Below are 25,408 nucleotides of genomic sequence, written 5' to 3'. Positions count from 1 at the left end.
CCTCGGGCCATGGGTTTTGCAGTTCAATCCCGACGTGCGCCGGAAACGCCAGATTTACCCCATCGAATGGATGCGAAATTTCTACTGGAGATGGAAAAATGATTTGCACGACGCAATCCTGCTTTCGCTGCGACGGCGTCCCGCCATATACATTGCTGCATTGCAAAATCCGCATCGCTAGCACGCTACCAATATAGCTCTAATCGATTATATCGACCTTAGTGGCTTCGAGGTTTCGCGTCTCCCGTGACACCTCGGCAAGCCGCTGCCAGCTCGTATCTCGGTCCGCTCCCGGTTCGAATATCGCAGCCCGGCAACAACAATAACCGAGGATAAGAAAGTGGCTGGACCAGTAACAAGCTCTGCGACCACCAGCGCCCGTGCATCCGCACATCATGGCCAGGGCAATTATCAATTCGCGCTTATCGCACTCACCTCACTCTTTTTCATGTGGGGCTTCATCACCTGCCTGAACGACATTCTGGTCCCGCACCTGAAAAGCGTCTTTCAGCTCAACTACACGCAAGCGATGCTTGTCCAGCTCTGCTTTTTCGGCGCGTATTTCATCGTGTCGCTGCCGGCTGGCGCACTCGTAAAACGCATCACCTATAAATGGGGCATCGTTGTCGGCCTCTCGATTGCGGCGGTCGGCTGCGCCCTTTTCATTCCGGCCGCCAGCTATCGCGTCTACGCGCTTTTCTTGGGCGCACTCTTCGTGCTCGCTACCGGCATCACGATCCTGCAGGTCGCCGCCAATCCCTATGTCACCGTATTGGGCCCCCCCGATACCGCCGCCAGCCGCCTCAATCTAACACAGGCGTTCAATTCGCTTGGCACGACGATAGCACCTTACTTCGGGGCGCTGCTGATCCTGTCCGCTGCGACGGTCGCAGCCGCCAACGCCACCCCTGAACAGATCGACGCCATGCGACTCACGGAAGCAGGCGCAGTCAAATTCCCCTATCTGCTGCTCGCCGTGGCCTTCCTTGTACTTGCCGCCATCTTCGCAGCATTGAAACTGCCCGAAGTCGAGGATGAGGAAACCGTCGAGCCCATGCGCGGCGGCGGCTCGGCCTGGCGGTATCGTCATCTCGTGCTCGGCGCAGTCGGCATCTTCCTCTATGTCGGCGCAGAAGTCAGTGTCGGCAGTTTCCTCGTTAACTTTCTCAGCCAGCCCGATATCGCCCATCTTTCCGAGGCCGATGCCGCCCACTACGTTTCCTATTTCTGGGGTGGCGCAATGGTCGGCCGTTTTGTCGGCTCGGTGATCATGCGTCAGATAGACGATGGCAAGGCACTTGCCTTCAACGCTGCTATTGTCATCATCCTGCTAGTGGTAACCGTGCTCACCACGGGCCACGTCGCCATGTGGTCGGTGCTGGCAATCGGCCTGTTCAACTCGATCATGTTCCCGACGATCTTCAGCCTGGCGCTGCATGGGCTCGGCAAATATACGAGCCAGGGATCCGGTATTCTTTGCCTCGCCATCGTCGGCGGCGCCGTTCTGCCCGTTATCCAGGGCGGCCTTGCCGATACGATCGGCATCCACCTCGCCTTCCTCATGCCGATCATTTGCTACGTCTATATCGCCTTCTACGGGCTGAAGGGCCACAAGCCTGCGTAAGGCTTTGCCAACCATTGTGCCTCGACGCATCATCGGCGGGGCGCATGGGGCTTGATCCGAACCGCGCCGCTTGGCATCGTGCAGTGCAACAAGACGGAAGGACAGGCCTCATGAAAGCACTGCTGCTCATCGACATCCAGAACGGCTTCTGCCCGGGTGGCAACCTGCCCGTCCCGGAAGGAGATCAGGTGGTGCAAGTTGCCAACAAGCTGATCGACAGCGGCAAATATGACCTCATCGTCGCATCGCAGGACTGGCATCCGGCCGGCCACGGCAGCTTCGCATCGGCCCATCCTGGCAAGAAACCTTTCGAAATGGGCACGCTCTCCGGCAAGCCGCAAATGATGTGGCCCGAGCATTGCGTGCAGAATACCGAAGACGCTCGTCTCCATCCCGGTCTCCATATCGATGCCGTCGACTTCATTCAACAAAAGGGTCAGAATCCGGCAGTCGACAGCTATTCGGCTTTCCGCGACAACGATCAGGCAGCGCTCACGGGCCTGGCCGCCTATCTGCGCGGCAAGAGCGTGACCGAGCTCGACCTTTGCGGGCTCGCGACCGACTACTGCGTCAAATTTTCTGCAATCGATGCGGTCGAGATGCTTCCAGGCGTCAGCGTCCGCTTTATCGAGGATGCAAGCCGCGGCATCGATCCCGCCGGCGTCAAGGCTGCGATCGAGGAGATGCGGGCGCGGGGCGTCGCCGCGATCGACAGCAGGGACGCGCTTGCCTAATATCAGGCACGCGGAGCTAAACCTTCTCTAAGGAAAATGATGCAGACTGCTCCCGATTAATGAAATACCGGGGCGTTCGCGTGCAATCGATTACCATCAACGGGCGGTTTCTTGCCCAGCCATTATCCGGCGTGCAGCGCTTTGCACGCGAATTGACGCTGGCGCTCGATAGAAAGGTCGCTGCGGGTGCAGTGCCGGCCGCATTGCAGGGCGCGAAATGGCGCTTGGCCGTGCCGCGCAATACGCGCGTCGACATCGATCTTTCAACCATAGAAGTCGATTCCTTCGGCTCTGGCCCCGGTCATATATGGGAGCAGACATCGCTGCTTTCGCGCTCACGCGGCAGCCGGCTGATCGGCTTCGGCGGCAGTGGCCCTCTCCTGCATCGCCGCCAAGTGGTGGTCATTCATGACGTGACCATCTTCCGGCACCCACAATCCTTCAAGCGCAGCTACCGTCTTCTTCATGGCGCGCTCGGCACGGTGCTCACCCGCACTGCGAAGATCGGCACGGTTTCGGAATTTTCGCGCGACGAACTCGCCTCCGTTTTCCGGGTTCCCGCGGGCGGCATCGATGTTGTCTACAACGCCGTCGATCATTTCGCCGCCATTGAACCCGATCAAGTCATCATCCAGCGCCTCGGATTGCAAACCAACGGCTTCTTCCTTCTTGTTGGCACGATGAAGCCGAACAAGAATCTCGATTTCGCCATCCGGGCTTTCGAGGCGCTCGGCGACGAAAATCAAAAGCTCGTGGTGGTCGGCGGCACCGCACCAACCGTATTCAAATCGGAAGGTCCGCAATCCAACGACCGGCTCCTCTTTCCCGGTCGCCTTACGGATGCTGAGATCGCCGCCTTGGAACGGCACGCCACTGCCTTCGTCTTCCCAAGCCTCTATGAAGGTTTCGGCATCCCGCCGTTGGAAGCCATGACGCAGGGCTGCCCGGTTCTGGCGGCTGATATCCCCGCAGTCCGCGAAGCCTCGGGCGATGCGGCACTTTACTTCGATCCCACCCAACAGAGCGAGCTTGTCGCCGCTATGCAGAAGATTGCCGCAGATGGCGCCTTGCGTGACGATCTACGCCGACGCGGCCACGAGAATGTCAGGCGATTTTCCTGGGACGGCAGCGCGGAGCGCGTGCTGTCCATGCTGGCAGCGCTTTGACGGATCTAGGTTCGGGCCTGCGGCCGAAACATCGTGACGAAATAGCAGTGAAGGCCGAGCAGGCAAAACAGAGCGCCGCCGCCGACGCCGATCGCCACCGAGATCCATAGCGAATACGTGAATCCGATCGTCGCAAGCACCGGCACAGCAAGACCAATTGCGGAGAAAATGACTGGCCGCCAGTTGAAGTTGAAGGGCAGTAAGGCGAGTATCCTCACCCCGATCACCAGTGTCACCAGCGCCCCGATCATGCCACCGCACATGAGGGCGCCATCGTCGAATGAGCCGAAATAGCCGCCGAGCAGCGTCCCGGCGTTCAGCAGCACGCAATCGATCAGCGCCAACAGGAAAATCGCCAGCAATCGGCGCTGAAGATGCGCAGGTGTCGGCAACATGTTCAACGTCAGCGCGCGACACACCGAAAGGCCGATGATAAAAGGTGCACTCGCAAGAAATCCGTCGCGCAAGCCCGCTGAAATGGCCAATTGCGCTATGGGTTGCAACAAGGCGAAAATCCCTGCTGCGGTCATCAAGGTCAGACCGGTCAGTAGCGAGTAATAATCTCCAAGCAGCTTCCTGAACGCAAGAGTTACCCCTTCGCGATCGTGGGAGGCAACCACATCCGGATATTGGATGGCCTGCAGTGCGGAAACGATCAGCACGAACGGACGCTGCAGCAAATCGAGTGCCAGCAGTGCGCCTGCAGCCCCTCCTGCCCCCAAAGCGGCCGTCAGAATCGACTTCAAACCCAATGGTGCGAGTAGGCCGAGCACCGAGGCGCTGGCCGCAACGCTGCCATAGACAAAATGCTTGCGGATCAGCGGCGGCTCCAGACGCGCTGCCTCGCGCAGACTGTCCCTGGTCAGAAACACCGCCCATAGACCGTAAGCAAGATAGCCGGCGAGCAGTCCGACGATGGTGCTTGTGAAGTTCGGAGCTGCGATTGCTCCTGCAAGCGTACCAACAGCAAGAATGGTGGCGCGCGATCCTTGCAGTCGTGAAAAGGCACGAAACTCCTGGCGAAAGCGCAGCATGGTGAGATGAAGATCGCTTCCGCCCTGCAGAACCGCAACAACGCCGCCAAGCATCGCAGTCTCGGCAGGAACCGAAAAGAAGATCGATGCGGATGCGGCGACCAGGCAAATCACTGCGCATGCAGCGAACTCTACCATCAGCGCCTTTCGCTCCGGGGCTTCGCTCCCGGGCTCAGAGCCCGGATAGAACCGGCTGCAGGCATGGCGGATCCACTCGAAGCAAAAGATCGCGGCGAACTGGCTGATGGTGATGAAAAGCGAATAGGCCGCATAATCCGCTGGCGTAAGCAAATGCGCGACCGCGATCAGCAGCCCGAATGCCACTGCCGCCTGATAGAAATATGCTGCCAACGCTACGATCTTTGCCATGCGGGCAGCTAACAGTAAAAGATTGAGAAAAGCGCTAATCCGGAACGGAAGAGTCCGCAGCTGGGAGATCATCGCGTCGGCTGAACCCGACCAGGAAAGCGGCGCAGCCAGCGTCGGCACAGGCTACCCTATTTCCGTCTTGCCTCCTCGCCCACCCAGGCAATGACCGTTTCCAAGGCTGCCGATTTCCGGTAGCGCGGCCACACGAGGTAGAAATCGGAAGGGCCGCTCAGCGACCCCTCGATGATCTGCATCAGGCGCCCCTCAGCCAAATCTCGCGCAACGAAATCGCGATTGGCAAGGACGATCCCCTGCCCGGCAATGGCCGCCTCGATGGCGTGCGACGTCTGATTGAAGCTGATGCCCTTATAAGGCGCCTGTGCCGCGCCGCCCAAATGCCTGTCGATGAATTCCGGCCAGGAATTATGCGCGTCATGGAGAAGTACGTAGGCCGCGAGTTCCTCAGATGTCCTGGGCGACTTCCGATCCCGCAGCAGCACAGGGCTGCAGACAGCGATGATCTCCTGCTCGAAGAGTAGCTCTACCGCCAGTCCCGGGCCGAATGGCGGCCGTCCATAACGCACGGCAAGATCGACTCCATCGGCCTGAAAGCTGGACATGCGCTCGGTCGCGAGGATGTGAAGATCGAGGTCGGGGTGACGGGCCGTAAAGTCCGGCAGGCGCGGGATCAGCCATTTCGACGCAAAAGTCGGCGTCGTGCTGATGGTAAGCCTGACGGGTTGCGGCCTGAGATCGCCGGTCGCTTGCGCGATAATTTCAAAGGCGCGCCTGATGTCGGCGAAATAGCCGCGCCCCTCGCCCGTCAGGACCAGGCTTCGCGGCATTCGCTCGAACAGTTTGACGCCGAGCTCCGCTTCAAGCCCTCGCACCTGCTGAGCCACCGCCCCTTGCGTGACCCCGAGTTCCTCGGCGGCAAGCCTGAAGCTATGATGCCGCGCCGACACCTCGAACGCCTTGAGGCCATTGAGAGAGGGAAGTTTACCGACCGAGTCATCCATATGATAGTTTTTCTACTGTCAAATAAGAACGCAACTGCTTCGCTCACGCGTGAGAAAGATGATATTCCACCGGTAATTTTGAAGCAATCAACTCTACCGTAACGAGACAACGGAGGAACCGAAAATGTCGATAGAAAAAGTGGCTGTTATTACCGCAGGCGGCAGCGGCATGGGTGCCGAAAGCGCCAGACGTCTTGCGGCCGATGGCTTCAAGGTGGCGATTTTGTCGTCCTCCGGAAAAGGCGAAGCGCTGGCGCAAGAGCTCGGCGGCCTCGGCATCACCGGCTCCAACCAGTCCAACGACGATCTCAAGCGGCTGGTCGATGCGACCATGGAAAAATGGGGAAGAATCGATGTGCTCGTCAACAGCGCCGGCCACGGCCCGCGCGCGCCGATCCTGGAGATCACCGACGAACAATGGCACATCGGCCTCGACGTCTATCTGATGAATGTCATCCGTCCGACACGCCTCGTGGCCCCCATCATGCAGAAGCAGAAGTCCGGCGTCATCGTCAATATCTCTACCGCCTGGGCCTTTGAACCCTCGCCGATGTTCCCGACCTCCGCGGTCTTCCGCGCGGGCCTTGCCTCCTACACGAAGATTTTCGCCGACACCTATGCCGCCGACAATGTGCGGATGAACAATGTCCTGCCCGGCTGGATCGACAGCCTGCCGGCCACCGAGGAGCGCCGCGAGAGCGTGCCGATGCAGCGCTACGGCACCAGCGCCGAAATCGCCGCCACGGTCGCCTTCCTCGCCTCCGACGGAGCCGGCTACATCACCGGTCAGAACCTAAAGGTCGACGGCGGGTTGACCCGCTCGGTATAGTCTCCTTGAGACATGACACCATTTCGCTTTCGCTCCCCTTTTGGGGAGCGTTTTTATGAGGAAGGGATGACCGAACTAGGTCGTTTCGGATCGAAGGCATGCCATCGCTCCGAAACCCTTGCAGCGCACCATTTGCTCGCCGGATGACAGCTAACGGTCCCGATAGTTTCTCTAGAATTCAGCGCTGTAAGGTGCGAAAATGGGAACAAACACCCGGTCCGTGATAGTTTGACGTCCCCAGAATTTGCTTTTTTGCACTGCACACGTTAGAAGGCCCCCGCGAATTCGAGGGACGGAAACGGGTGGTGTGAGGCGGCACTGCTTGGGAGGAGGGTCACTATGGATGTCATCAGCACGATAGCCACCTTGCGCGAACGGCTTGCCGAGCATCGCAGATCCGGTCGCCGGATTGGCCTGGTACCGACCATGGGTTATCTGCATGGCGGGCATATGGAACTCGTTTCCCGCGCTAAGGCAGAGAACGACGTTGTCGTCACCTCGATCTTCGTCAATCCCTTGCAATTCGGTGCCAATGAGGATCTGGCGAAATATCCGCGCGATCTTGAACGCGACAGCGCCATGCTGCGCCAGGCCGGCGTCGATTTCCTCTTCGCGCCCGAAGTTGCGGACATGTATCCACGCCCAATGGAAACCGCGGTCGACGTGCCCACTCTCGGTGCAGAGCTGGAAGGCGCGGTGCGCCCCGGGCATTTTGCCGGTGTCGCAACCGTCGTCACCAAGCTCTTCAACATCGTCCAGCCCGATAGTGCCTATTTCGGCGAAAAAGACTATCAGCAGGTGGCGATCATCCGCCGCATGGTCGAGGATCTTGCGCAGCCGGTGCGTGTCGTGCCCGTGCCAACCGTCCGCGATGCGGATGGTTTGGCTCTGTCCTCGCGCAACGTCTACCTCTCGAAGGAAGAGCGTGCCGCCGCTGTCATCGTGCCAAAGGCGCTTGCGGAAGCCGAGAGGCTCTACGCTCTGGGTGCAGACGATCCGGAAGCTTTCGAGAATGCTCTGCGCGGTTTCATCGAGAGCGAGCCGCTCGCGACTGCCGAGGTCGCCGCTGTCCGTGATCCCGACACGCTGGAGCTCTTGACGAAACTTCAGGGGAATCCGGTCCTCGTCGCGCTTTTCGTGCGCATCGGCACCACCCGCCTGCTCGACAATAGCGTCATCGGCCGCAAGCCGTCCGCCAACGAAGGGACTGCCTGAGATGAGCACGGTCGGACATACCAGACGCCGGACGCCCGCCGCCATTGCAGCCATGAAAGGCACGCGTCCCATCGTCAGCCTGACGGCTTACACGACGCCGATTGCCCGCCTCCTCGATCCCCATTGCGATCTCCTTCTGGTCGGCGATTCCCTCGGCATGGTGCTCTACGGCATGGAGACGACCGTCGGCGTCACGATGGAAATGATGATCGGCCACGGCCAGGCTGTCATGCGCGGCACCAAGCACGCCTGCGTCATCGTCGACCTGCCGTTCGGCTCCTATCAGGAATCGAAGGAACAAGCCTTCCGCAGTGCCGCACGCATTCTGAAGGAAACGGGCTGCGATGGCGTGAAGCTGGAGGGCGGCGAGGAAATGGCCGAAACTGTTTCCTTCCTTACCTCGCGCGGTATTCCGGTCTTCGGCCATGTCGGCTTGATGCCGCAGCAGGTCAATATGACCGGTGGCTACCGGTCTCTTGGACGCTCGGATGAGGAAGCGGACAAGATTCGCCGCGATGCCAGAGCAATCTCCGAAGCAGGCGCTTTTGCAATGGTGATCGAAGGTACAATCGAGCCGCTGGCACGCGAAATCACTGCCGCCGTCGCGATTCCCACCATCGGCATCGGCGCATCCGCCGCCTGCGACGGGCAGATTCTCGTTTCGGACGACATGCTCGGCTTGTTCAACGATTTCAAACCGCGCTTCGTCAAGCATTTTGCCGAGCTGGCACCCTTGGTTTCGAAAGCCGCCGAAGCCTACGCCGAGGAAGTAAGGGCACGCACCTTCCCGGCCACGGAGCACACTTTCCAGCCGAAGAAATGAGATCAGGTCAGCCCTTTGCAGGCTCCTTCTCCAGCAGATAGATCGCCTCGCCGAAGTCTTCCATCTTGCTCAAGAACGCCGCGTGAGCGTCGCGCAGGCCCTTGTTGTAATAGTATGGTCCGATCTCCGCTGTGAGGAAATCAAGCAGGAATTCGGCCGGCAGCGCGCCGAGCGTCTGGTCGAGTTCTTCCGAAAAATAGCGCTGCAGGCGCCCGGTGATAACAAGCTTCTCTTCCTTCGTGAAGGTGATCTTCTTCATGCTTCGTATCTCCTATTTCACAAGCAGGTTCAGGGAACTGCTTCAAGAAAATCAATTAATCCATCAAGTAAATTGAATTGCTGCTTCCACTCGCACGGCTTACAGCTCCCGCCATGGAACAGCGCTCGGGGGCAGATTCGCAAGGGGCGAGGCATTTCACCTGGCGCTTGATCTGCGGGCCGGACTGCAAATGCGGCATCCGGGCGAAAGCACCGGGTTTTCCACAAAGGATAGAGCGGACGATGAGTCGCGCGGATTTTCTCGAAGGCATGAAGGGCGGCATCGCCGTCGGTCTTGCTGCGGCGCCCTTCGGTGCTTTGTTTGGCGCATTGGCGCGCGACCAGGGCATGTCGCTCGGCGAACTGACGCTGATGAGCGGCACCGTCTATGCCGGCGCCAGCCAGATGGTGGGCCTCGACCTCTTCGGCCATAATGTCGAGGCTTGGCTCATCGTGCTGTCGATCCTGGCCGTGAACTTCCGCCATGTGCTCTATTCGGCTGCCATCGCGCGCTATATCAGGCACTTCTCGGTGGTGGAAAAGTTCTTCACCTTCTTCCTGCTCGTCGATCCGCAATTTGCCGAAACGATCAAGCGGCATGAAAGCGGCAAGGCAGTGACCTTCGCCTGGTACATGGGCTTTGCCGCGATGGTCTATATTCCCTGGGTGGTGATCAGCTTCATCGGCGGTCTGCTCGGCAGCCTGATCGGCGATCCGAAAGCCATCGGCCTCGATATCCTTTTGCCGATCTATTTCCTCGGCATCGTCATGGGCTTCCGCAAGCGGGACAACTTCCTGCCCGTCGTGGCCGCCAGCGCCGTGGCGTCCGCCATCGCCTATCGCTATGTCGGCTCGCCCTGGCATGTCAGCCTCGGTGCACTGGCAGGCGTTGCTCTTGCCGCAGTGCTGCCGCCGGTGAAGGCGAACCGCAAACCTGATATCGCCCACGAAAACCACGAGGTCTGACCATGTTCGATTTCAATTCGCATATGGTCCTGCTGATCGCAGCCGCGGCCGTCGTGACCTTCCTGACGCGAATCGGCGGCTACATCCTGATCGTCAAGATGACCCGCATTCCGCCGCGTGTTGAAGCGGCGCTGAACGCTGTTCCTGCAGCCGTCCTGACGACCCTCGTCGCGCCCGCCTTCTTCATAGGCGGTTGGGATACGAAAGTGGCCATGCTAGCAGCCCTTCTTGTCGGCCTGCGCTTTCCCTCGACCTATATGCTGGTCGCAGGTTGGATCATCGTGATGGCATGGCGCCATTCTATCGGCGCCTGAGACGTTAAAAAGCCCCATCTCGCCTTGTGCCGGGATGGGGCCAGCGCCTTTTAGTGCTTCAACTCGAGCGTGGCATTTTCAAGCCATGCGCGGATGTCGTGATCGTGAATCAACGGCATCAAGGCCTCACGCGTCCGCGCGTGATATTCATTCAACCAATGCAGTTCCTCATGCGTCAGCAATTCGACGAGCACCAGGCTGCGGTCGATCGGGCAGAAGGTCAGCGTTTCAAAGCCCAGCATCGGTATGTCGCCACCTTCGATCTCCTCCGGATCGCGGATGTAGATCAGGTTTTCGATACGGATGCCGAAATGACCCGGGCGATAGTAGCCGGGTTCGTTGGACAGGATCATGCCGGGCAGCAGTTCCTGAACGGCAAGCCGAGCGATGCGCTGCGGCCCTTCATGCACGGAAAGATAGGAACCGACGCCATGGCCAGTTCCATGGGCATAATCGACGCCCGCCTTCCAGAGCGCGATGCGCGCCAGCGGATCGAGATCACAGCCGCGCGTGCCCTTCGGGAACCGCGCCATGCTGATGGCGATCATCCCCTTCAGCACCAGCGTGAAGAAGCGCTTCTGCTCTTCAGGGACTGCGCCGATACCGACTGTGCGCGTGATATCGGTGGTGCCGTTGATGTATTGCGCGCCTGAATCGATCAGAAACAATTCGCCCGCCTCGATCAGCCGGTCGCTCGCCGTCGTCACGCGGTAGTGGATGACGGCGCCATGCTCGCCAGCGCCTGAAATCGTATCGAAGGAAATATCCTTCAGCGGGTTCTGCATGCTCTCGCCGACGCGGGCGCGGCAGGCTTCCAAGCGTTCGGCAGCGGCAATTTCCGTCACCGTTCCCGGCTTGCTCGTCTCCAGCCAATAGAGGAACTCGACCATGGCGGCGCCGTCTTGCAGATGCGCCGCGGCAGAGCCGTTGATTTCGGCAGCATTCTTGCAGGCGCGCGGCAATTTGGCGGGATCGCTGCCTTCGACAATCTCGCCGCCCTCGCGGCGGATGATGTCCGTGAGAGCATAAGGAGCCAGATCCGGATCGACGAGAATGCGTCCGCCATTGGCCGCAGCCGCGGCGAGGCGTTTGGTGAGTTCAGCAGGCGGCAGCTGCTTGCATATCTGCGCAAGATAGGCTTCGGCTTCGACCTTGGTCTTGCGCTTGTCGAGAAAGAGTTCCGCTGCGCCCTCGGCATGGATGATGGCACGCGCCAGCGGATGCGGCGTATGCGGCACGTCGCTACCGCGGATATTGAAAATCCACGCGACCGACGACGGATCGGTGATCAATACCGCCTTGAGGTTCTTTTCTTTGAGATTGGCCGCGATCGTCGCGAGCTTGTCCTTGGCGAGAACGCCCGCCTGACCGATATCCTGAATGATGACGCCACCGAGCGGCTCTGCGGGACGATCCGACCAGAGCTTATCGAGCGGATTATGAGGGAGAAACACCAGCTTGCCATCGATCTCGGCTAGAGCCTTTTCCAACCGCCGCACTTCCGCGCCGGTATGCAGCCAAGGATCGATCCCCAGGCGGAATCCCTTCTTGCCATGTCGCGGCAGCCAGACATGCGGCGGCTCGTTCACCAGATCGCCGCCTGTGAAGACGCTTCCATCGACCTGCTCAGCAAGCTGGGTGACATAGCGGCCGTCCACGAAAACCACCGCCTGGCTATGTGTCACAAGCGCAACACCTGCCGAACCAGTGAAGCCGGTCAGCCATGCCAGGCGCTCCGAGCATTGGGGTACATACTCGCCTTGATATTCATCGGCACGCGGCACCAGGAAGCCGTCAATACCGAGATCGCCGAAAGCGGCACGCAGGCCGGCAACGCGCTCGCGGCCGAACTGCGGGGTGGAGGTGACGTCAAAAGACTGAAACATGGCTTGATCCGAGACTGATGGAGAATCCGTGAAACTGAATGGTGCCAGTATGTTAGAGCATCAATGCTCGAAGTGCGACGTGATTTTCCTCGCTCTGCGAAAACTATCGATGCGGTGGCTATTCGGCAGCCCTGCCCGCTCGTATCCTTCACGATGCCGTTAACGAATCCGCCCATTTCATGAGCATCGCCGTCTGATTGTGACATCTTCACGGCAGACAATATGCATATGGCGCATAGCTCCCATGAAGCCTCCCCCCTGCCACTCAGAGGAACGAGTCGCTATATCGGCCGCATCAAACGGGGTTCACGAAGAACCAGCTCGAACTAAGGACTAAAGACAATGCCTATCACTCGCTCCGCATATGTTAGCCCGGCGCTGGCTGGCGAGCGTCGCACCGTACGCCACTCCGTCGGCGCACTTCGTCAGCTCGAAGTCGAAACCGCACGGGCAATCGGCGCAAGCCGCGGCGACCGCCGCTAAGAGTTTATGCGCTAGGCGTTCTAAGCAGATCGCGGTCCGGTTCTCCTCCTCCCTCCCGGATCATGATCAGAACGCTAGAGCCCGCTTGAGCACTCCTCCACACACGCTCGCGGGCAAGATCGGCGAAAGCCGATCTGAAGGCGGTGCTTCGGCACCGCCTTTTATGTTTCCTCTGGCCAGAATCACGTCACGTCAGGAAAAAGCCGACCGGCTCAGGGTCGGTCGAGATGAATGGTGACCCAGCCGTTGCGCCAGATCGTCCGGACGTGACGCAGCTTCGCGCCGTTGTAGGCGGCAAGCACCTTCCAACGCTGCTCAGCCAGGATGCCCGAAAGAATGACCGAGCCGCCCGGCGCCAGATGCGCGACCAGCTGCGGTGCCATCTTGATCAACGGACGCGCCAGAATGTTGGCTATGATCAGATCGAAAGGCCCATGACGCGAGAAAGCCGTGGAATGAAAGCCCGGCGCAGTCTCTAGCGTAACGCCTGAGGCAATCCCGTTGCCGCGGACATTTTCCCGGGCGACGCGAACGGCAATCGGATCGATATCGGTCGCCAGGACCGGAATATTGCGCAGCTTGCGCACGGCGATTGCCAGAACGCCGCTACCGGTGCCGAGATCGAGCGCGTTGCGTACGCGACGGCTGGCAAGAACCTTCTCGATCGTTTCGAGGCAGCCGGCCGTGGTCCCATGATGGCCTGTTCCGAACGCCTGTCCGGCTTCGATCTCAATCGCGATATCGCTCGCGCCGACCTTGTCGCGATCATGCGAACCATGAACGAGGAAGCGCCCGGCACGGACGGGCTTCAATCCCTCAAGCGATTTTGCGATCCAGTCGATATCGGGAATGACTTCCTTTTGAACGGATAAACCCGGAAACGTTGGCTTCAGGAGCGCTTCAAAACGGCTGCGGACGTCTTCTTCCTCGTCAGCATAGAGATAGATGGAGGCTTCCCAAATATCTTTCTTCTCGTCGATCTCGGTCGTCGCGATCGGCAGTTCCTCATCCTCGAAAACCGGCGTCATCAGGTCGAGGATCTCTCCTGCCTCTTTCTCGGTCGTCGTCACATAAAGGCGGATTTCGCTCAACTCGTCGTTCTTTCTCGTTCTTACTCGGCCCAGTCGATCCACGGCGGCCTTGGCGTATCGTAACCGGCTATGCTCCGAAGCAGGGCTCGTCGCACTGGTCCGAAGCCCAAAAGCAGCGGCGCAAGGAGATTGCGCGCCGCAATTGCCAGCGGATTTGTCATGGTGATCAGTCGCGTCAGGCCATAAGTCTGCTTCAACACTTGTTTTACGGCGGGAATTCTCAAGGCCGAATACTCTTGTTCGCGGCCTTCCGCAATGAGCCAGGCAAGCCAGCAGGCATCTTCGATACCGAGATTCATGCCGCGGGCGCCGGCGGGCGAATGAATATGAGCGGCATCACCTGCCAAAAACACGTTGCCTTTGGCCATCGGTTCGACATGGCGAAAATGAATGCGAAACTGCGAGGCCCAGATCCTTTCGGCAATCGCGGCCGGATGAACGATCCGGTTTTCGAAATCCTCCAGCGTCGAAATATAGCGAATGACATCAGATGCCACCGGCAAGCGACCGATCATGCCAGGATCCAACACGGAGACATCACCGAAATGGGTATCGACGGGCTCCGCATAGCGAAAATCGACAAGATAGAAATAGGCCTCCAGCGCCTCGCCCGGAAAGCCTGCGCCCATGGCCTTCCGCACGGCGGAATGGGCGCCATCGGCACCGACCAGAATATCCGGGCGAACCGTCTGCATTGTACCGTCCGGATGCCGAAGCGTAACCTCCGGCCTCTGCAAATCGGCGATCTCGCCTGCAACGATCGCCGTTTGCCATTCAGGCGCGATGCCGTAGCTCGCAAGCGCTGCCATCAGCAGGCGCTCCGTATGCCCTTGGGCCAGGCCGCGAATGGCGCTGAAGCGGCCGCTCACCTGCCTTGGATCCAGCTCGAAAAGCGTCTTTTCGCCGGAATGGAAACGGAAACGATCGATGGATTGGGCAGCTTCGATAATGCGCTCCGCGACACCGGAGGGAGAAAGCAAAGTCAGCGTGCGGGCGTTGACCCCAAGAGCGCGGCTCTCTTCGGCGGGCGTGGGGCCGGAGCTATCATCGACGATGCGTGGCGCAAAGCCGCGCCGGGCAAGCTCGAGCGCCGCGGTGAGACCGGCAGGCCCCGCCCCTGCAATCAGAATGGATCTTCTTTCCTTGCTAGCCCCGTTTCCCATCCAAGCTCCTATCCCTTCTTGATCAACTTCTCCAGCTTCTTCACTGCCACATCCGGATCTTCCTGATAGGCGATGGTTCCGGCAAAGCCGCCGGAAGCATCGAGAAGGAAGACCGAGGCCGTGTGATCCATCGTATATTCACCGTTCGGCTGCTTCTCATCCGCCGGCACCTTCTTAGCATAAACGCGGAAGCCCTTGACCATGTCCATCACCTTGGCCGGATCGCCGGAAATACCTGTGATACGCTTCGAAACGTTGGAAACATATTGGTTCATGATTTCGGGCGTATCGCGCTCGGGATCCACGGTGATGAAATAGGCGTTGAGCTTGCTGCCATCCGGATCGACCTTCTCCAGCCAGCCGTTCAGCTCGAACAAGGTCGTTGGGCAGACATCCGGACAATGCGTATAGCCGAAGAATACGGCCGAAGGCTTGCCGCGAAACGCCTGCTCGCTGATCGGCTGCCCACTCTGCGAAACCAGGGTAAAGGGCACGCCGTACGGCCCTGTTGCAGCGACATTCGGCGCCTTGCCGCCCCCGAAGCTCAGCCAGCCCAATATGCCGGCGACGATCAATACGGCCACCCAGACACCAATTCGCACGCTTCTCATGACGGCCATTCCTCATCCAACCTCGGCGACGGCACCCGAATGAGGGTACGGCCGATATACCAATCGGTGTAGCCGCTCGAAGTTGAGGACGCAATTCAAGAAGATGTGCCGAACACGCCGAAATTGCCGCAGCAGGCAGCCTTACCCCTACCGTTGCATCCCGGCACCCGCGTTCGCCTCCCCGCCAGGCTAGCACAGATAAATTCCGTTTCAGTGTTAAAGCAATCCTAACCTGTCCACGCGAACATCTACGGCAGATGTCGCGTTCGACTTCGGCCATGCCGAAATACGCGGCAAGTCGATTTACGTCAGAAGGGCATGACGCCCGCCGGAACAGCCAGGCGTTTCCCGCCGACGCACCGGACGCTGTCGCTGCTCAAGCCGCTCCAGCCGATCTTTCTTTTCAATTGCCAGCGCCTCCTGCCAGCGGCGCCAAACGGGAAACCCTCAATCATGACGAACGCCATCAAACAAGCCGGCGCTTATCTGGAAATCGTCTCCTTCCACCTCGGCGATCAGGAGTTCTGCATCGACATCATGGCCATCCGCGAAATTCGCGGCTGGGCGCCGGTGACGCCGATGCCGCACACGCCACCCTACGTGCTCGGCCTGATCAATCTGCGTGGCGCGGTGATCCCGGTCATCGACATGGCCTGCCGTCTCGGCATGAAGATGACTGAGCCGTCCGAGCGCTCTGCCATCATCGTGACCGATATCGCCGGCAAGCTTGTTGGCCTTCTGGTCGAACAGGTTTCCGACATGATGACCATCAAGAGCGAGGATCTGCAGCCGGCACCGGAAATCATTCCCGAAACGCAGCGCGCCTTCTGCCGCGGCATTGTGGCTCTGGAAAAGTCGATGGTCTGCTTCCTCAACCTCGACACGATCATTGCCGACCAGCTGGCACAAGCTGCATAACTTCAATAAGTTAGCGCAAACAAAAATCGCCCTGGAGCCTCGCTTCAGGGCGATCGATTTTTGTGTGACCAGCATTGGCAGGGGTGTAGCCAATGCGCCAGTCATGCAGGCCGTGAACAAGCGGAAGAGTCACCTCCCTTGTTCGTCTTCGAAAATGCATCAAAAAAGTGCAAACCGAAAGCAACCAGAAGGAATTCGGCAACCCAAGAGTAAGACTTTTTTTGGTATTTATCGCCCTGTCTGCCACGACCGAGATGCTCGGGCGGCTCTATTTCGGCTTGCCATTCTTCCAGTTCACGTTCTGACCGAAGAGCGGTATGGTCGAGATAGCCATCTTGGCCGACCCGTCCGCCAACTGGCGCGAATGGATGAGATAGACCAGCGTATCGTTCTTCTTGTCATAGATGCGGGTGACGACCAGCTTCTTCCAGATCAGCGACAATCCGGCGCGAAACACCTCTTCGCCACTCTGCGACAGATTGATATTGCCGATCTCGATCGGTCCGGTTTGGCGGCAGGCGATGGAGTTGTTCGAAGGATCCTCGAACCAGTTGCCCTTTCGCAACCTGTCGATAACGCTGCGGTCGAAATAGGTCACGTGACAGGTGATGCCTGAAACTTCCGGATCCGGCACGGCGTCGACCAGAATATCATTACCAGTCCAGTCCACGCCGACCTTGCCGACAACCTCGGCGGACGCGGAAAAGGGAGCAAGGGCTAGGAACGACGCAGCAATGGCGGCACAGAACTTCAGTGGGATCATCGATCATCCTCCATCATCAGCCGCCGGGAGCTTGCGCGGCACCGCTAACGTAAGATGGCAAATGACCGATGCAAGGGACCCCGGCTCACAAGCGGGCTTGTCAATGGGCAGCGACGGCAGTTGCGGTCATGAAGCGCCGTCACTCAATATATTCAATACGGAACTTTACAGTGGCTTTGAACCAACGACACGCGTGAAATCGAAAGCCTAAAGCGCCGGAAGCGAATCTCACAGAGATCGCGATGCGCTTTAGACAAAGTTGCGCTTCTCGACATGCGAGGATGACTCTCACTTGTGCGCGATGGCAACCTTTCCGGTCTCCAGCAGCGACTTGAGATTGGATAGTATCTTCGGCCAACCGCCGGAAACGGCTTCAATGAACTTGGAGTTCTCGACGTCGATCGTGTGAGTAACGGTCAGCTTGACGGCGTCGTCCGCCGGCTCCAGCTCCAAAATACAACGAGACCAACCTTCGACCTTCAAATCTGAACGCCATTCGTTCCGCCATTTGAAAGCGAGGCGCTTGGGCGGATCAAATTCCGAGATTTCTCCAAGATCGGCAACGCGGCCATCAGGGAAAAGCATCTTCCAGGGCGAGCCAACTTTCCAATCGGTCTCATGCGTCATGTCGAACCAATATTGCCTGATGAATTCCGGCGTCGTCAGCGCCGACCAGAGTTTCTCCGGCGAAGTGCGGATGAATGTGACGTAGACGAACTTACTTCCAGTCATGTCATTTCTCCTTGATTCACTATTCTTGCTTTGGTGGTTACGAACCGCTCTCGCTTTCGAGAGCCCGTTTCAAGGCCGAAAGCGCGCTTAGCTGCCGGTGCTCGAACTTGTTGATCCAGCGCTCGGCAATCTCGTTGATCGGCACCGAATTGATGAAATGCAGCTTCTCCCGCCCCTGCTTCTCCGTCGACACCAGATTGGCCTCCTCCAGAATGGCGAGGTGCTTTGCCACCGCTTGTCGGGTCATAGCGAGATCCTCGCAAAGCGCGTTCAGCGTCTGGCCGTTTTGCTCATAGAGCCGGTCCAGCAACTGCCGCCTGCTGGCATCCGCCAGAGCTTTGAACACTGCATCGTCATTCATAGAAATACGGAACCATTTGGTTGCCTGTTTTCTTCTTATAAGTAGCCAAATGGTTGCCTGTCAAGATGTCATCCAGGGACACTCTTGCGAACGGCGGGAGCAAAATTGACGAGATGCAATTGACAATAGTGGCATAGCGTCGGATCATCGCCTCATGATCGCACTTCTCGCCACAGTCATGCATCTTATCACCATCTCTCCCCTTGCAGGGCGAGTGGAAGCTATGTTGCGCTGAGCTGACTGCGATCCATCTCAACCCTGCCGAGGCGAGCAGGGTTGACGCTCCCTAGCTCTCCTCTCCAAAACCAAGGAGAGCCAATGTCTTTTGAACAGCAAGAGCCCGTAAAGCGACGATCCAGCACAGTGCGTCCGGTCACGATCCGCGCGACCCGGATGTCCGATGCCGAAGCAATTGCGGCAATCGCCAATCTTCCCGGCTTTCGCGCCGGCACCCTGCGCCTGCCGTTCCAAAACATCGAGGAAACCCGGCAATGGCTGGAGAAGCCGTCACCCAACTCGACCGGCATCGTCGCTGAAGTCGATGGACAAGTCGTCGGCAGCGCGGGCCTGACACGGCTCTCCGGCCGCCGCATTCACATCGGCCAGATCGGTATGGGCGTGCACGACGATTTCACGGGCAGCGGCATCGGTTCAGCGCTTCTGAGCGCGCTGATTGACACCGCCGACAACTGGCTGGCGATCAAGCGCCTGGAATTGACCGTCTATGCGGACAACCTCCCGGCGATCGGCCTCTATGAAAAGTTCGGCTTCGAAACAGAAGGGCGGCTGCGTGCCTTTGCGTTCCGCAACGGCGAGTATGTCGATGCGCTCACAATGGCACGGTTGAGATTCTGATCGATCAAGGGCGGCAGGATATGATCACGCCGCCCTACCGCCTATCCGCCGATCAGATCCAGCCACTCGTCCTCGGTCAAAACCTGGACGTTGAATTCCCGAGCCTTGTCGAGCTTCGAGCCGGCCCCCGGGCCGGCCACGACGATGTCGGTCTTCTTTGACACGGAGCCGGAAACCTTTGCGCCGAGGCTCTCCGCCTTGGCCTTGGCCTCGTCGCGCGTGAACTTCTCCAGCGAGCCGGTGAAAACCACCGTCTTGCCGGTCACGGGACTGCCCGAAGTCACCGGCTGTTCGGCTTCCTGCGGCTGCACCTGCTCCAGAAGCTTTGCAATCACCTCGGTATTGCGCGGCTCCTTGTAGAATTCGACGATGGCGCACGCCACCACCTCACCAATGCCCTCGATATTGTTGAGGTCGTTCCATGCATCGCCTGAAAGCGGAGCCGCTTCCTTCATGCCGGCTTCGAAAGCAGCGTAGGTGCCGTATGAGCGCGCCAGCAACTTGGCCGTGGTCTCGCCGACATGGCGGATACCGAGCGCGAAAATGAAGCGATGTAAGGCAATCTGGCGCCGCTCATTGATGGCCGCGTAAAGCTTGCCGACGCTGACTTTGCCGAAACCGTCGATATTTTCCAGCTTCGCAAGCGAAGCCTGCTGACGCTTCTCGAGAGTGAAGATATCGGGCGCGGTCCTGATCTGCAGCGCCGGATCCTCGCTCTCGAAGAAGAAGTCGATCTGCTTCGAACCGAGGCCTTCGATATCGTAGGCATTGCGCGAAACGAAGTGCTTGAGATGCTCGGTCGCCTGCGCACGACAGATGAAGCCGCCGGTGCAGCGCGTGACAGCATCCACCTTGCCGGTCTTTTCATTGATATCCCGCACTGCATGGCTGCCGCAGACCGGGCAAACCTTCGGAAACTCGTAGGACACGCTCGACGGCTCGCGTTTCTCCATCACGACATCGACGATCTGTGGAATGACGTCGCCTGCCCGTTGAACGATGACCATGTCGCCGACACGAATATCGCGGCCATCGCGGATCGGCTCGCCCTTGTTGCCGATGCCCTTGATGTAGTCGGCATTGTGCAACGTCGCATTGGTCACGACCACGCCGCCAACGGTAATCGGCTCTAGGCGCGCAACCGGTGTCAGCGCGCCCGTGCGGCCGACCTGGATATCGATACCCACAAGCCGCGTAAATGCCTGTTCCGCCGGGAACTTATGCGCCGTCGCCCAGCGCGGTGAGCGCGAACGGAAGCCGAGGCGCGCCTGCAGTTCCAGGCTGTCCACCTTGTAGACAACACCGTCGATATCGTAGTCGAGGTCCGGCCGCTGAAGACCGATCTGCTCGTAGTGGCCGAGAATATCGGCTACGGAATTCAATCGCGCCATGAGTGGATTGACCGGGAAGCCCCAGGATTTGAAGACCTGCACCATGCCATATTGCGTATCGGCCGGCATGTCCGACATCTCGCCCCAAGCATAGGCGAAGAATTTCAGCTTGCGGCTGGCCGTCACCTTCGCATCGAGCTGGCGCAAGGACCCTGCCGCCGTGTTGCGCGGGTTGACATAGGTCTGCTTGCCCTCTGCCTCCATCTGCGCATTGAGCGCGAGAAAGTCGCTCTTTGCCATATAGACCTCGCCGCGCACCTCGACGATAGCAGGCGCGTCTGCGGGCAGCGTCTGGGGGATTTCAATGATGGTTCTGATATTCGCGGTAACATTTTCCCCGGTCGTGCCGTCGCCGCGTGTTGCCGCGCTCACCATGCGGCCGTTCTCGTAGCGGATTGACATGGAGAGGCCATCAATCTTCGGCTCAGCTGTAAAGGCGATGGAGTTGTCCGGCAGGCGGCCGAGGAAGCGATAGACGCTGGCAACGAAATCCTCGACATCCTCCTGCGAAAACGTGTTGTCGAGCGACAGCATTGGCCTTGCATGCACAACGGGTGCGAAGGTCTCCGACGGTGCCGCACCAACCCGGCGCGACGGGCTGTCGGCACGAATCAAGACCGGGAAACGCGCCTCGATGGCATCGTTGCGCCGCTTCAGCGCATCATAGTCGGCGTCCGAAATCTCCGGCGCGTCCTTGCCATGATAGAGCGCATCGTTGCGCGCGATCTCGGCGGCCAGATAGGCCAGCGCCGCAGCCGCTTCCTCTTCGGTCAAATTCTCGACGGGCTTCTGTTCGGTGCTCATGAATCTACACTCCCCGATTTCGAAGATGTTTTAGAGCACTTCGAGAAAAAGTGCGAAGCGGTTTTCCGTTCGCAGCGCGCAAATACAACGGGAAAATTCAGATTGGAAAACCTGCTTGGAGATCAACCGTTACCAGAAAGCAAGCGCTTGGCGGCGGCCCTCGCCTCTTCCGTTACCGAAGCACCTGCGAGCATGCGGGCGATTTCCTCGGTGCGGTCCTTTGGTTCCATCGTCGCAACACGCGTCGAAATCTTTTCTGAGCCGTCCGCGACAGGCCCCTTGGAGATCAGCAGATGCGTCGCGGCACGCGCGGCGACCTGCGGTGCGTGGGTGACGGAAAGCACCTGCACGCGATCGGACAGGCGCTTCAGCCGCTGGCCGATAGCATCCGCAACGGCGCCGCCGACGCCGGTGTCGATTTCGTCGAAGACGAGAGTTGGCGCCGAGCCGCGATCGGCAAGCGCTACCTTCAATGCAAGCAGGAAGCGCGAGAGTTCGCCACCGGAGGCAACCTTGGTGATCGGACCTGGGCGCGTGCCCGGATTCGTCTGAACGTGGAATTCAACGACGTCGATACCGTCTGCGGTGCCCGCTTCCGGATCGGTCGTGATCTCCACCATGAAGCGTGCCCGCTCGAGCTTCAATGCCGGCAATTCCGCCATGACGGCGCTAGCAAGCGCCTCGCCCGCGTGGCGGCGCTTCTCCGAAAGGCTGCGCGCTGCAACATCATATTCCGCCTTGGCGGCTACAAGCTCGGCGTCGAGCTTTGCAAGCCTTTCCTCGCCGGCGTCGACATCGGCTAGATCCGAGACCATGCGCTCTGCGAGAGCCGGCAGCTCGCTGACCGGCACCGAATATTTGCGGGAAGCGCCGCGTAGTGCAAACAGACGCTCCTCGACCCGCTCCAATTCGCGGGGATCGTATTCTGTCTTGCGCAATGCGGCTTCGACTTCCATCTGCGCATTGGAAAGCTGGTCGAGGGCAGCATCGAGCAGCGCCACGGTGTCTTCCAGCAAGCCGGGCGCTTCATGGCTCTTGCGCTCAAGGCGTCGAACCAGCGACGCAATATGTGGCACGGGCGAGGCATTGCCGTTCAGGAATTCCGACGCTTCGGCGATATCGCCGGCAATACGCTCAGCCTTCATCATTCGCGAGCGCTTTTCCGCAAGCTCGTCTTCTTCGCCGTCTTGCGGTGAGAGTTTCTGCAATTCTTCGACGGATGCACGAAGGTAATCCGCCTCGCGTGCCGCCTTCTCCACCTGCTCCCTGTGCTTCTTCAGAGCGCGCTCGTTGTCGCGCCAGACCTTGTAAAGTCTCCCCGCCCCTTGAGCCTCTTCAGCAAGACCGGCGAACGCATCGAGCAACATGCGATGCGCATCCGTGTCGACCAGAGCCCGGTCGTCGTGCTGTCCATGAATTTCGACGAGGTGCTGCCCGATCTGGCGCATGAGCTGAACGCTGAGCGCCTGATCGTTGATGAATGCCTTGGTGCGGCCGTCAGCCGACTGGACGCGGCGGAAAATCAGATCGCCGTCGTCATCGATGCCGTTTTCGCGCAGAAGCTTGCGGGCAGGATGTTGCGTGCCGACATCGAAGACCGCAGTCACCTGGCCGCGATCTTCCCCATGACGCACGAGCCCTCCATCGCCGCGCCCGCCGAGGGCCAACGACAAACTGTCAAGCAGGATGGATTTGCCTGCGCCCGTCTCACCGGTCAGCACCGAAAGCCCGGACTCGAAGGCAAGATCCAGCCGCTCGATCAGAACGATATCGCGGATCGAAAGCTGGATCAGCATCTGCGCTCAATCTCACGTCCCAAGAAGAAGTTTCTTGCCTGCTCTGGAAATCCACGAGCCGGAGTTTTCGCTCGGATCCACGCCGCCTTTTTTCAGCAACTGATAAGAATCCTTGTACCAGCGGCTGTCCGGATAGTTGTGGCCGAGAACAGCGGCTGCCGTCTGCGCTTCCGGCACGATGCCCATCGCGTAGTAGGCCTCGACGAGACGTGCCAGAGCTTCTTCGATCTGGTTGGTCGTCGGATACTGTTCCACGACGATGCGGAAGCGGGAGATGGCGGCAAGATAGTCCTTGCGCTCAAGATAATAACGCCCAACCTGCATTTCCTTGCCGGCCAGCTGATCCTTGGCGAAACGGATCTTTTCCTGCGCGTCGCTGACATATTGCGACTTCGGATAGTTGTTGACGAGCTTGGTCATCGCCTCGATCGTCTGCTGCGCGGCGCGCTGATCCTGCGTGACGTCGACGATCTGCTTCGCATAGGAAGAGCCGACCAGATACTGGACGTAGTCTGCGTCTTCTGAGCCCGGATACTGCTTCAGATAACTGTTGCCCGTCTGCACGGCATCGTCGTAGCGACCCGTGCGGTACTTGACGAAGGTGCTCATCACCATGGCCTTGCGCGCCCATTCTGAGAAGGGCTGCTGCTGGTTGATGGCGTCGAACTTCTTGCCGGCTTCGGTCATGTTGCCGGCTTTGATGTTGGCAAGGCCCTGGTTGTAGAGCAATTCCGGCGGATCCGTATCGACACCGAGCTTGGTGATGTCGATATCCTTCTTCGTATTACAACCCGTCACCACAGCACTGGTACCGGCCAGAAGGAGCGATACGAGCAAAACCCGCGCTGCGACATTCATGCTTTCAGACCTTGCAAAACTCATCGGATCACTGTCCCACTAGCCGTCGTTGCGAAGACGGCGTTCTCTCGCTGGCGTTTCTAGCCGCAAAAACACCATCAGGGCAACGCATTGATGATGCATTAACGCATTTTTGTGGCAAAGACCGGATTTCAGCAGGCTTAATCACTGTTTTGACAGGGAATTCTTTGCGGGCTGCCGGATTTTCACGTCTTGCAACAACCGCAGGCAAAGCTGCGAATCGCCGGTCAAAAAAAGAGCCGCCCCTCATCGGAGCGGCACTCTCATCTTGCTTCGATTCCGAAAGTTCACGCCGACCAGGGCGCGAATTCCGGAGCGTTCACCGGGACGAATTCGCGGCCATGAGCGCGCTGACGCTGCGCCGGTGCTTCGACGACATCATAAGCTTTCGGATCGCTCAGCAGTGCCTTCAGGGCGTTTGCATTCATGCGATGACCACCCCGATAGGAACGATAATGGCCGATGAACTGCGCGCCTGCGAGCGCGAGATCGCCAACTGCATCCAGCGTCTTGTGACGAACGAACTCGTCCTCGGGATAACGCAGGCCCTCAACGTTGATAACCGTGTTGTCGTCCGAGATGACGACGGAATTTTCGAGCGATGAACCCAATGCATGGCCGGAAGCCCAGAGCGGCTCGACGTCGCGCATGAAACCGAAGGTACGCGCGCGCGACAATTCGGTCTTGAAGGTCTCGGCAGTCAGATCGCCTTCCCACTTCTGGCGGCCGATCAGCGGGCAGGCAAAATCGATCTCGACTTCGAACCGTGTGCCGTCATAGGGGCGGAACTCCGACCAGGAACCGCCGGATTCGATGCGAACCGGCTTGGTCACGCGGATGTAGCGGCGCTTGACGCCGAGCGACACGATACCGACCTGCTCGATCGCTTCGATGAAAGGATAGGAACTGCCGTCCATGATCGGCATCTCGGCGCCCGTTACTTCGATCACGACGTTATCGAGGCCAATTGCATAGATCGCAGCCATCACGTGCTCCACGGTCGCGATGGAGCGTGCCGGCGAGAAGCCGAGAACGGTGCAAAGATCAGTGTTGCCAACCTGCGAGGAAACGGCGCGCAGCTCGGTCACTTCGCCATTGCCGTGAATGCGCTGGAAAACCACGCCGGTGCCGGCCTCGGCCGGATATAGAGTAATAGACACATTGGCGCCGGAATGAACGCCGATACCCGAAAGTGTCACAGGGTTTGCAATAGTGGTCTGAAAACCCAGCAATCCGATCGCCATATAATTCTGCCTTCGTCTGTCTGATCCATGCCGGGCGGTCATCTTCGAACACTTACCCTTATCGCCGGTCCAGTCTGTTA

The 25,408-nt window shown here is 59.2% G+C and carries 25 protein-coding genes; 11 read left to right on the top strand and 14 right to left on the bottom strand.

All coding sequences use genetic code 11. The annotated features are described in order from the left end of the window. The first annotated feature begins 340 nt into the window (after positions 1 to 340). The 3 genes from QD461_RS08115 to QD461_RS08105 all read left to right on the top strand — a co-directional run bounded on the left by QD461_RS08115 (position 341) and on the right by QD461_RS08105 (position 3,524). Positions 341 to 1,624, top strand: a complete 1,284-nt coding sequence (locus tag QD461_RS08115) for a sugar MFS transporter (RefSeq protein ID WP_414087267.1) — start codon at positions 341 to 343, stop codon at positions 1,622 to 1,624. A 110-nt stretch (positions 1,625 to 1,734) separates the two neighbouring features. Further along, positions 1,735 to 2,358, top strand: coding sequence for a bifunctional nicotinamidase/pyrazinamidase (pncA, locus tag QD461_RS08110; RefSeq protein WP_414087266.1), 624 nt, complete (start codon positions 1,735 to 1,737; stop codon positions 2,356 to 2,358). Between the two features lie 80 nt (positions 2,359 to 2,438). Beyond that, positions 2,439 to 3,524 carry a glycosyltransferase family 4 protein gene (locus tag QD461_RS08105; RefSeq protein WP_414087265.1) on the top strand — a complete coding sequence of 362 codons (1,086 nt, stop codon included), beginning with the start codon at positions 2,439 to 2,441 and terminating at the stop codon, positions 3,522 to 3,524. Positions 3,525 to 3,529: 5 nt separating this feature from the next. Here QD461_RS08105 and QD461_RS08100 read toward each other — a convergent pair whose 3' ends face one another. Together QD461_RS08100 and gcvA are read right to left on the bottom strand one after the other, a co-directional pair. Next, positions 3,530 to 4,927, bottom strand: coding sequence for a hypothetical protein (locus QD461_RS08100; protein ID WP_414087264.1), 1,398 nt, complete (start codon positions 4,925 to 4,927; stop codon positions 3,530 to 3,532). Between the two features lie 128 nt (positions 4,928 to 5,055). Continuing rightward, positions 5,056 to 5,946: a transcriptional regulator GcvA gene (gcvA, locus tag QD461_RS08095; protein ID WP_414087263.1), complete on the bottom strand. Its 891-nt coding sequence runs from the start codon at positions 5,944 to 5,946 to the stop codon at positions 5,056 to 5,058. Between the two features lie 124 nt (positions 5,947 to 6,070). Between gcvA and QD461_RS08090 the strand changes: the two genes are divergently transcribed. From QD461_RS08090 to panB, 3 genes are all read left to right on the top strand, one after another. Beyond that, entirely contained in the window at positions 6,071 to 6,775 is a 705-nt protein-coding gene (locus tag QD461_RS08090; protein WP_414087262.1) for an SDR family oxidoreductase, read from the top strand. A 339-nt stretch (positions 6,776 to 7,114) separates the two neighbouring features. Next, positions 7,115 to 7,990, top strand: coding sequence for a pantoate--beta-alanine ligase (panC, locus tag QD461_RS08085; RefSeq protein WP_414087261.1), 876 nt, complete (start codon positions 7,115 to 7,117; stop codon positions 7,988 to 7,990). Between the two features lies 1 nt (position 7,991). Beyond that, a complete protein-coding gene (panB, locus tag QD461_RS08080; RefSeq protein ID WP_414087260.1) occupies positions 7,992 to 8,813 on the top strand; it encodes a 3-methyl-2-oxobutanoate hydroxymethyltransferase in 822 nt (273 codons plus the stop codon). 7 nt (positions 8,814 to 8,820) lie between these two features. Here the strand turns inward: panB and QD461_RS08075 are convergent, their stop codons facing one another. Further along, a complete protein-coding gene (locus QD461_RS08075) occupies positions 8,821 to 9,072 on the bottom strand; it encodes a DUF2164 domain-containing protein (protein ID WP_414087259.1) in 252 nt (83 codons plus the stop codon). Positions 9,073 to 9,314: 242 nt separating this feature from the next. Between QD461_RS08075 and QD461_RS08070 the strand changes: the two genes are divergently transcribed. Together QD461_RS08070 and QD461_RS08065 are read left to right on the top strand one after the other, a co-directional pair. Then, complete coding sequence (locus tag QD461_RS08070) at positions 9,315 to 10,037, top strand: AzlC family ABC transporter permease (protein ID WP_414087258.1); 723 nt, start codon at positions 9,315 to 9,317, stop codon at positions 10,035 to 10,037. A gap of 2 nt (positions 10,038 to 10,039) precedes the next feature. Further along, positions 10,040 to 10,351 (top strand): AzlD family protein, encoded by a 312-nt coding sequence (locus QD461_RS08065; protein WP_414087257.1) that lies wholly within the window; start codon positions 10,040 to 10,042, stop codon positions 10,349 to 10,351. A 50-nt stretch (positions 10,352 to 10,401) separates the two neighbouring features. Here QD461_RS08065 and QD461_RS08060 read toward each other — a convergent pair whose 3' ends face one another. Then, the gene (locus QD461_RS08060) at positions 10,402 to 12,237 is read right to left on the bottom strand and encodes an aminopeptidase P family protein (RefSeq protein ID WP_414087256.1); all 1,836 of its coding nucleotides are present in this window, start codon (positions 12,235 to 12,237) and stop codon (positions 10,402 to 10,404) included. Between the two features lie 342 nt (positions 12,238 to 12,579). On the opposite strand from QD461_RS08060, the gene QD461_RS08055 reads away from it, so the two are divergent. Continuing rightward, entirely contained in the window at positions 12,580 to 12,720 is a 141-nt protein-coding gene (locus QD461_RS08055; protein WP_184703814.1) for a hypothetical protein, read from the top strand. Positions 12,721 to 12,932: 212 nt separating this feature from the next. On the opposite strand, the gene QD461_RS08050 is transcribed toward QD461_RS08055, so the two are convergent. Genes QD461_RS08050 through QD461_RS08040 form a run of 3 tightly spaced genes read right to left on the bottom strand, consistent with a single transcriptional unit; the run spans position 12,933 to position 15,585 of the window. Then, the gene (locus QD461_RS08050) at positions 12,933 to 13,811 is read right to left on the bottom strand and encodes a 50S ribosomal protein L11 methyltransferase (RefSeq protein WP_414087255.1); all 879 of its coding nucleotides are present in this window, start codon (positions 13,809 to 13,811) and stop codon (positions 12,933 to 12,935) included. Positions 13,812 to 13,831: 20 nt separating this feature from the next. Beyond that, positions 13,832 to 14,974, bottom strand: a complete 1,143-nt coding sequence (locus QD461_RS08045; RefSeq protein WP_414087254.1) for an FAD-dependent oxidoreductase — start codon at positions 14,972 to 14,974, stop codon at positions 13,832 to 13,834. A gap of 8 nt (positions 14,975 to 14,982) precedes the next feature. Continuing rightward, positions 14,983 to 15,585 (bottom strand): SCO family protein, encoded by a 603-nt coding sequence (locus QD461_RS08040; RefSeq protein WP_414087253.1) that lies wholly within the window; start codon positions 15,583 to 15,585, stop codon positions 14,983 to 14,985. Between the two features lie 453 nt (positions 15,586 to 16,038). Between QD461_RS08040 and QD461_RS08035 the strand changes: the two genes are divergently transcribed. Beyond that, positions 16,039 to 16,503 (top strand): chemotaxis protein CheW, encoded by a 465-nt coding sequence (locus tag QD461_RS08035; protein WP_034477031.1) that lies wholly within the window; start codon positions 16,039 to 16,041, stop codon positions 16,501 to 16,503. Between the two features lie 268 nt (positions 16,504 to 16,771). Here QD461_RS08035 and QD461_RS08030 read toward each other — a convergent pair whose 3' ends face one another. The 3 genes from QD461_RS08030 to QD461_RS08020 all read right to left on the bottom strand — a co-directional run bounded on the left by QD461_RS08030 (position 16,772) and on the right by QD461_RS08020 (position 18,359). Next, positions 16,772 to 17,266 (bottom strand): CreA family protein, encoded by a 495-nt coding sequence (locus QD461_RS08030; RefSeq protein WP_414087252.1) that lies wholly within the window; start codon positions 17,264 to 17,266, stop codon positions 16,772 to 16,774. Positions 17,267 to 17,554: 288 nt separating this feature from the next. Next, positions 17,555 to 17,998, bottom strand: coding sequence for an SRPBCC family protein (locus tag QD461_RS08025; protein ID WP_414087251.1), 444 nt, complete (start codon positions 17,996 to 17,998; stop codon positions 17,555 to 17,557). A 37-nt stretch (positions 17,999 to 18,035) separates the two neighbouring features. Further along, entirely contained in the window at positions 18,036 to 18,359 is a 324-nt protein-coding gene (locus tag QD461_RS08020; protein ID WP_414087250.1) for an ArsR/SmtB family transcription factor, read from the bottom strand. Positions 18,360 to 18,677: 318 nt separating this feature from the next. Here QD461_RS08020 and QD461_RS08015 point away from each other — a divergent pair, with 318 nt between their 5' ends. Next, positions 18,678 to 19,214 (top strand): GNAT family N-acetyltransferase, encoded by a 537-nt coding sequence (locus QD461_RS08015; protein ID WP_414087249.1) that lies wholly within the window; start codon positions 18,678 to 18,680, stop codon positions 19,212 to 19,214. 41 nt (positions 19,215 to 19,255) lie between these two features. Here QD461_RS08015 and ligA read toward each other — a convergent pair whose 3' ends face one another. From ligA to lpxC, 4 genes are all read right to left on the bottom strand, one after another. Continuing rightward, positions 19,256 to 21,409, bottom strand: a complete 2,154-nt coding sequence (ligA, locus tag QD461_RS08010) for an NAD-dependent DNA ligase LigA (RefSeq protein WP_414087248.1) — start codon at positions 21,407 to 21,409, stop codon at positions 19,256 to 19,258. A gap of 122 nt (positions 21,410 to 21,531) precedes the next feature. Next, the gene (recN, locus tag QD461_RS08005) at positions 21,532 to 23,205 is read right to left on the bottom strand and encodes a DNA repair protein RecN (RefSeq protein WP_414087247.1); all 1,674 of its coding nucleotides are present in this window, start codon (positions 23,203 to 23,205) and stop codon (positions 21,532 to 21,534) included. 12 nt (positions 23,206 to 23,217) lie between these two features. Continuing rightward, entirely contained in the window at positions 23,218 to 24,087 is an 870-nt protein-coding gene (locus QD461_RS08000) for an outer membrane protein assembly factor BamD (protein WP_414087246.1), read from the bottom strand. 284 nt (positions 24,088 to 24,371) lie between these two features. Continuing rightward, positions 24,372 to 25,328, bottom strand: a complete 957-nt coding sequence (lpxC, locus tag QD461_RS07995) for a UDP-3-O-acyl-N-acetylglucosamine deacetylase (RefSeq protein ID WP_414087245.1) — start codon at positions 25,326 to 25,328, stop codon at positions 24,372 to 24,374. Between the last annotated feature and the right edge of the window lie 80 nt (positions 25,329 to 25,408).

Origin of the sequence: Rhizobium sp. BR 314 (assembly GCF_047445805.1) — a bacterium.
GTDB lineage: Bacteria > Pseudomonadota > Alphaproteobacteria > Rhizobiales > Rhizobiaceae > Rhizobium > Rhizobium lusitanum_B.
Note: the sequence above shows the minus strand (reverse complement) of the source record. Positions and strands in the feature narration are given on the sequence as shown.

Coding starts and splice junctions, on each gene's coding strand:
- pncA (WP_414087266.1), top strand. CDS start 1,735: ATGAAAGCACTGCTGCTCATCGACATCCAGAACGGCTTCTGCCCGGGT.
- QD461_RS08100 (WP_414087264.1), bottom strand. CDS start 4,927: ATGGCAAAGATCGTAGCGTTGGCAGCATATTTCTATCAGGCGGCAGTG.
- gcvA (WP_414087263.1), bottom strand. CDS start 5,946: ATGGATGACTCGGTCGGTAAACTTCCCTCTCTCAATGGCCTCAAGGCG.
- QD461_RS08090 (WP_414087262.1), top strand. CDS start 6,071: ATGTCGATAGAAAAAGTGGCTGTTATTACCGCAGGCGGCAGCGGCATG.
- panC (WP_414087261.1), top strand. CDS start 7,115: ATGGATGTCATCAGCACGATAGCCACCTTGCGCGAACGGCTTGCCGAG.
- panB (WP_414087260.1), top strand. CDS start 7,992: ATGAGCACGGTCGGACATACCAGACGCCGGACGCCCGCCGCCATTGCA.
- QD461_RS08075 (WP_414087259.1), bottom strand. CDS start 9,072: ATGAAGAAGATCACCTTCACGAAGGAAGAGAAGCTTGTTATCACCGGG.
- QD461_RS08070 (WP_414087258.1), top strand. CDS start 9,315: ATGAGTCGCGCGGATTTTCTCGAAGGCATGAAGGGCGGCATCGCCGTC.
- QD461_RS08065 (WP_414087257.1), top strand. CDS start 10,040: ATGTTCGATTTCAATTCGCATATGGTCCTGCTGATCGCAGCCGCGGCC.
- QD461_RS08060 (WP_414087256.1), bottom strand. CDS start 12,237: ATGTTTCAGTCTTTTGACGTCACCTCCACCCCGCAGTTCGGCCGCGAG.
- QD461_RS08055 (WP_184703814.1), top strand. CDS start 12,580: ATGCCTATCACTCGCTCCGCATATGTTAGCCCGGCGCTGGCTGGCGAG.
- QD461_RS08045 (WP_414087254.1), bottom strand. CDS start 14,974: ATGGGAAACGGGGCTAGCAAGGAAAGAAGATCCATTCTGATTGCAGGG.
- QD461_RS08040 (WP_414087253.1), bottom strand. CDS start 15,585: ATGAGAAGCGTGCGAATTGGTGTCTGGGTGGCCGTATTGATCGTCGCC.
- QD461_RS08035 (WP_034477031.1), top strand. CDS start 16,039: ATGACGAACGCCATCAAACAAGCCGGCGCTTATCTGGAAATCGTCTCC.
- QD461_RS08030 (WP_414087252.1), bottom strand. CDS start 17,266: ATGATCCCACTGAAGTTCTGTGCCGCCATTGCTGCGTCGTTCCTAGCC.
- QD461_RS08025 (WP_414087251.1), bottom strand. CDS start 17,998: ATGACTGGAAGTAAGTTCGTCTACGTCACATTCATCCGCACTTCGCCG.
- QD461_RS08020 (WP_414087250.1), bottom strand. CDS start 18,359: ATGAATGACGATGCAGTGTTCAAAGCTCTGGCGGATGCCAGCAGGCGG.
- QD461_RS08015 (WP_414087249.1), top strand. CDS start 18,678: ATGTCTTTTGAACAGCAAGAGCCCGTAAAGCGACGATCCAGCACAGTG.
- ligA (WP_414087248.1), bottom strand. CDS start 21,409: ATGAGCACCGAACAGAAGCCCGTCGAGAATTTGACCGAAGAGGAAGCG.
- recN (WP_414087247.1), bottom strand. CDS start 23,205: ATGCTGATCCAGCTTTCGATCCGCGATATCGTTCTGATCGAGCGGCTG.
- QD461_RS08000 (WP_414087246.1), bottom strand. CDS start 24,087: ATGAGTTTTGCAAGGTCTGAAAGCATGAATGTCGCAGCGCGGGTTTTG.
- lpxC (WP_414087245.1), bottom strand. CDS start 25,328: ATGGCGATCGGATTGCTGGGTTTTCAGACCACTATTGCAAACCCTGTG.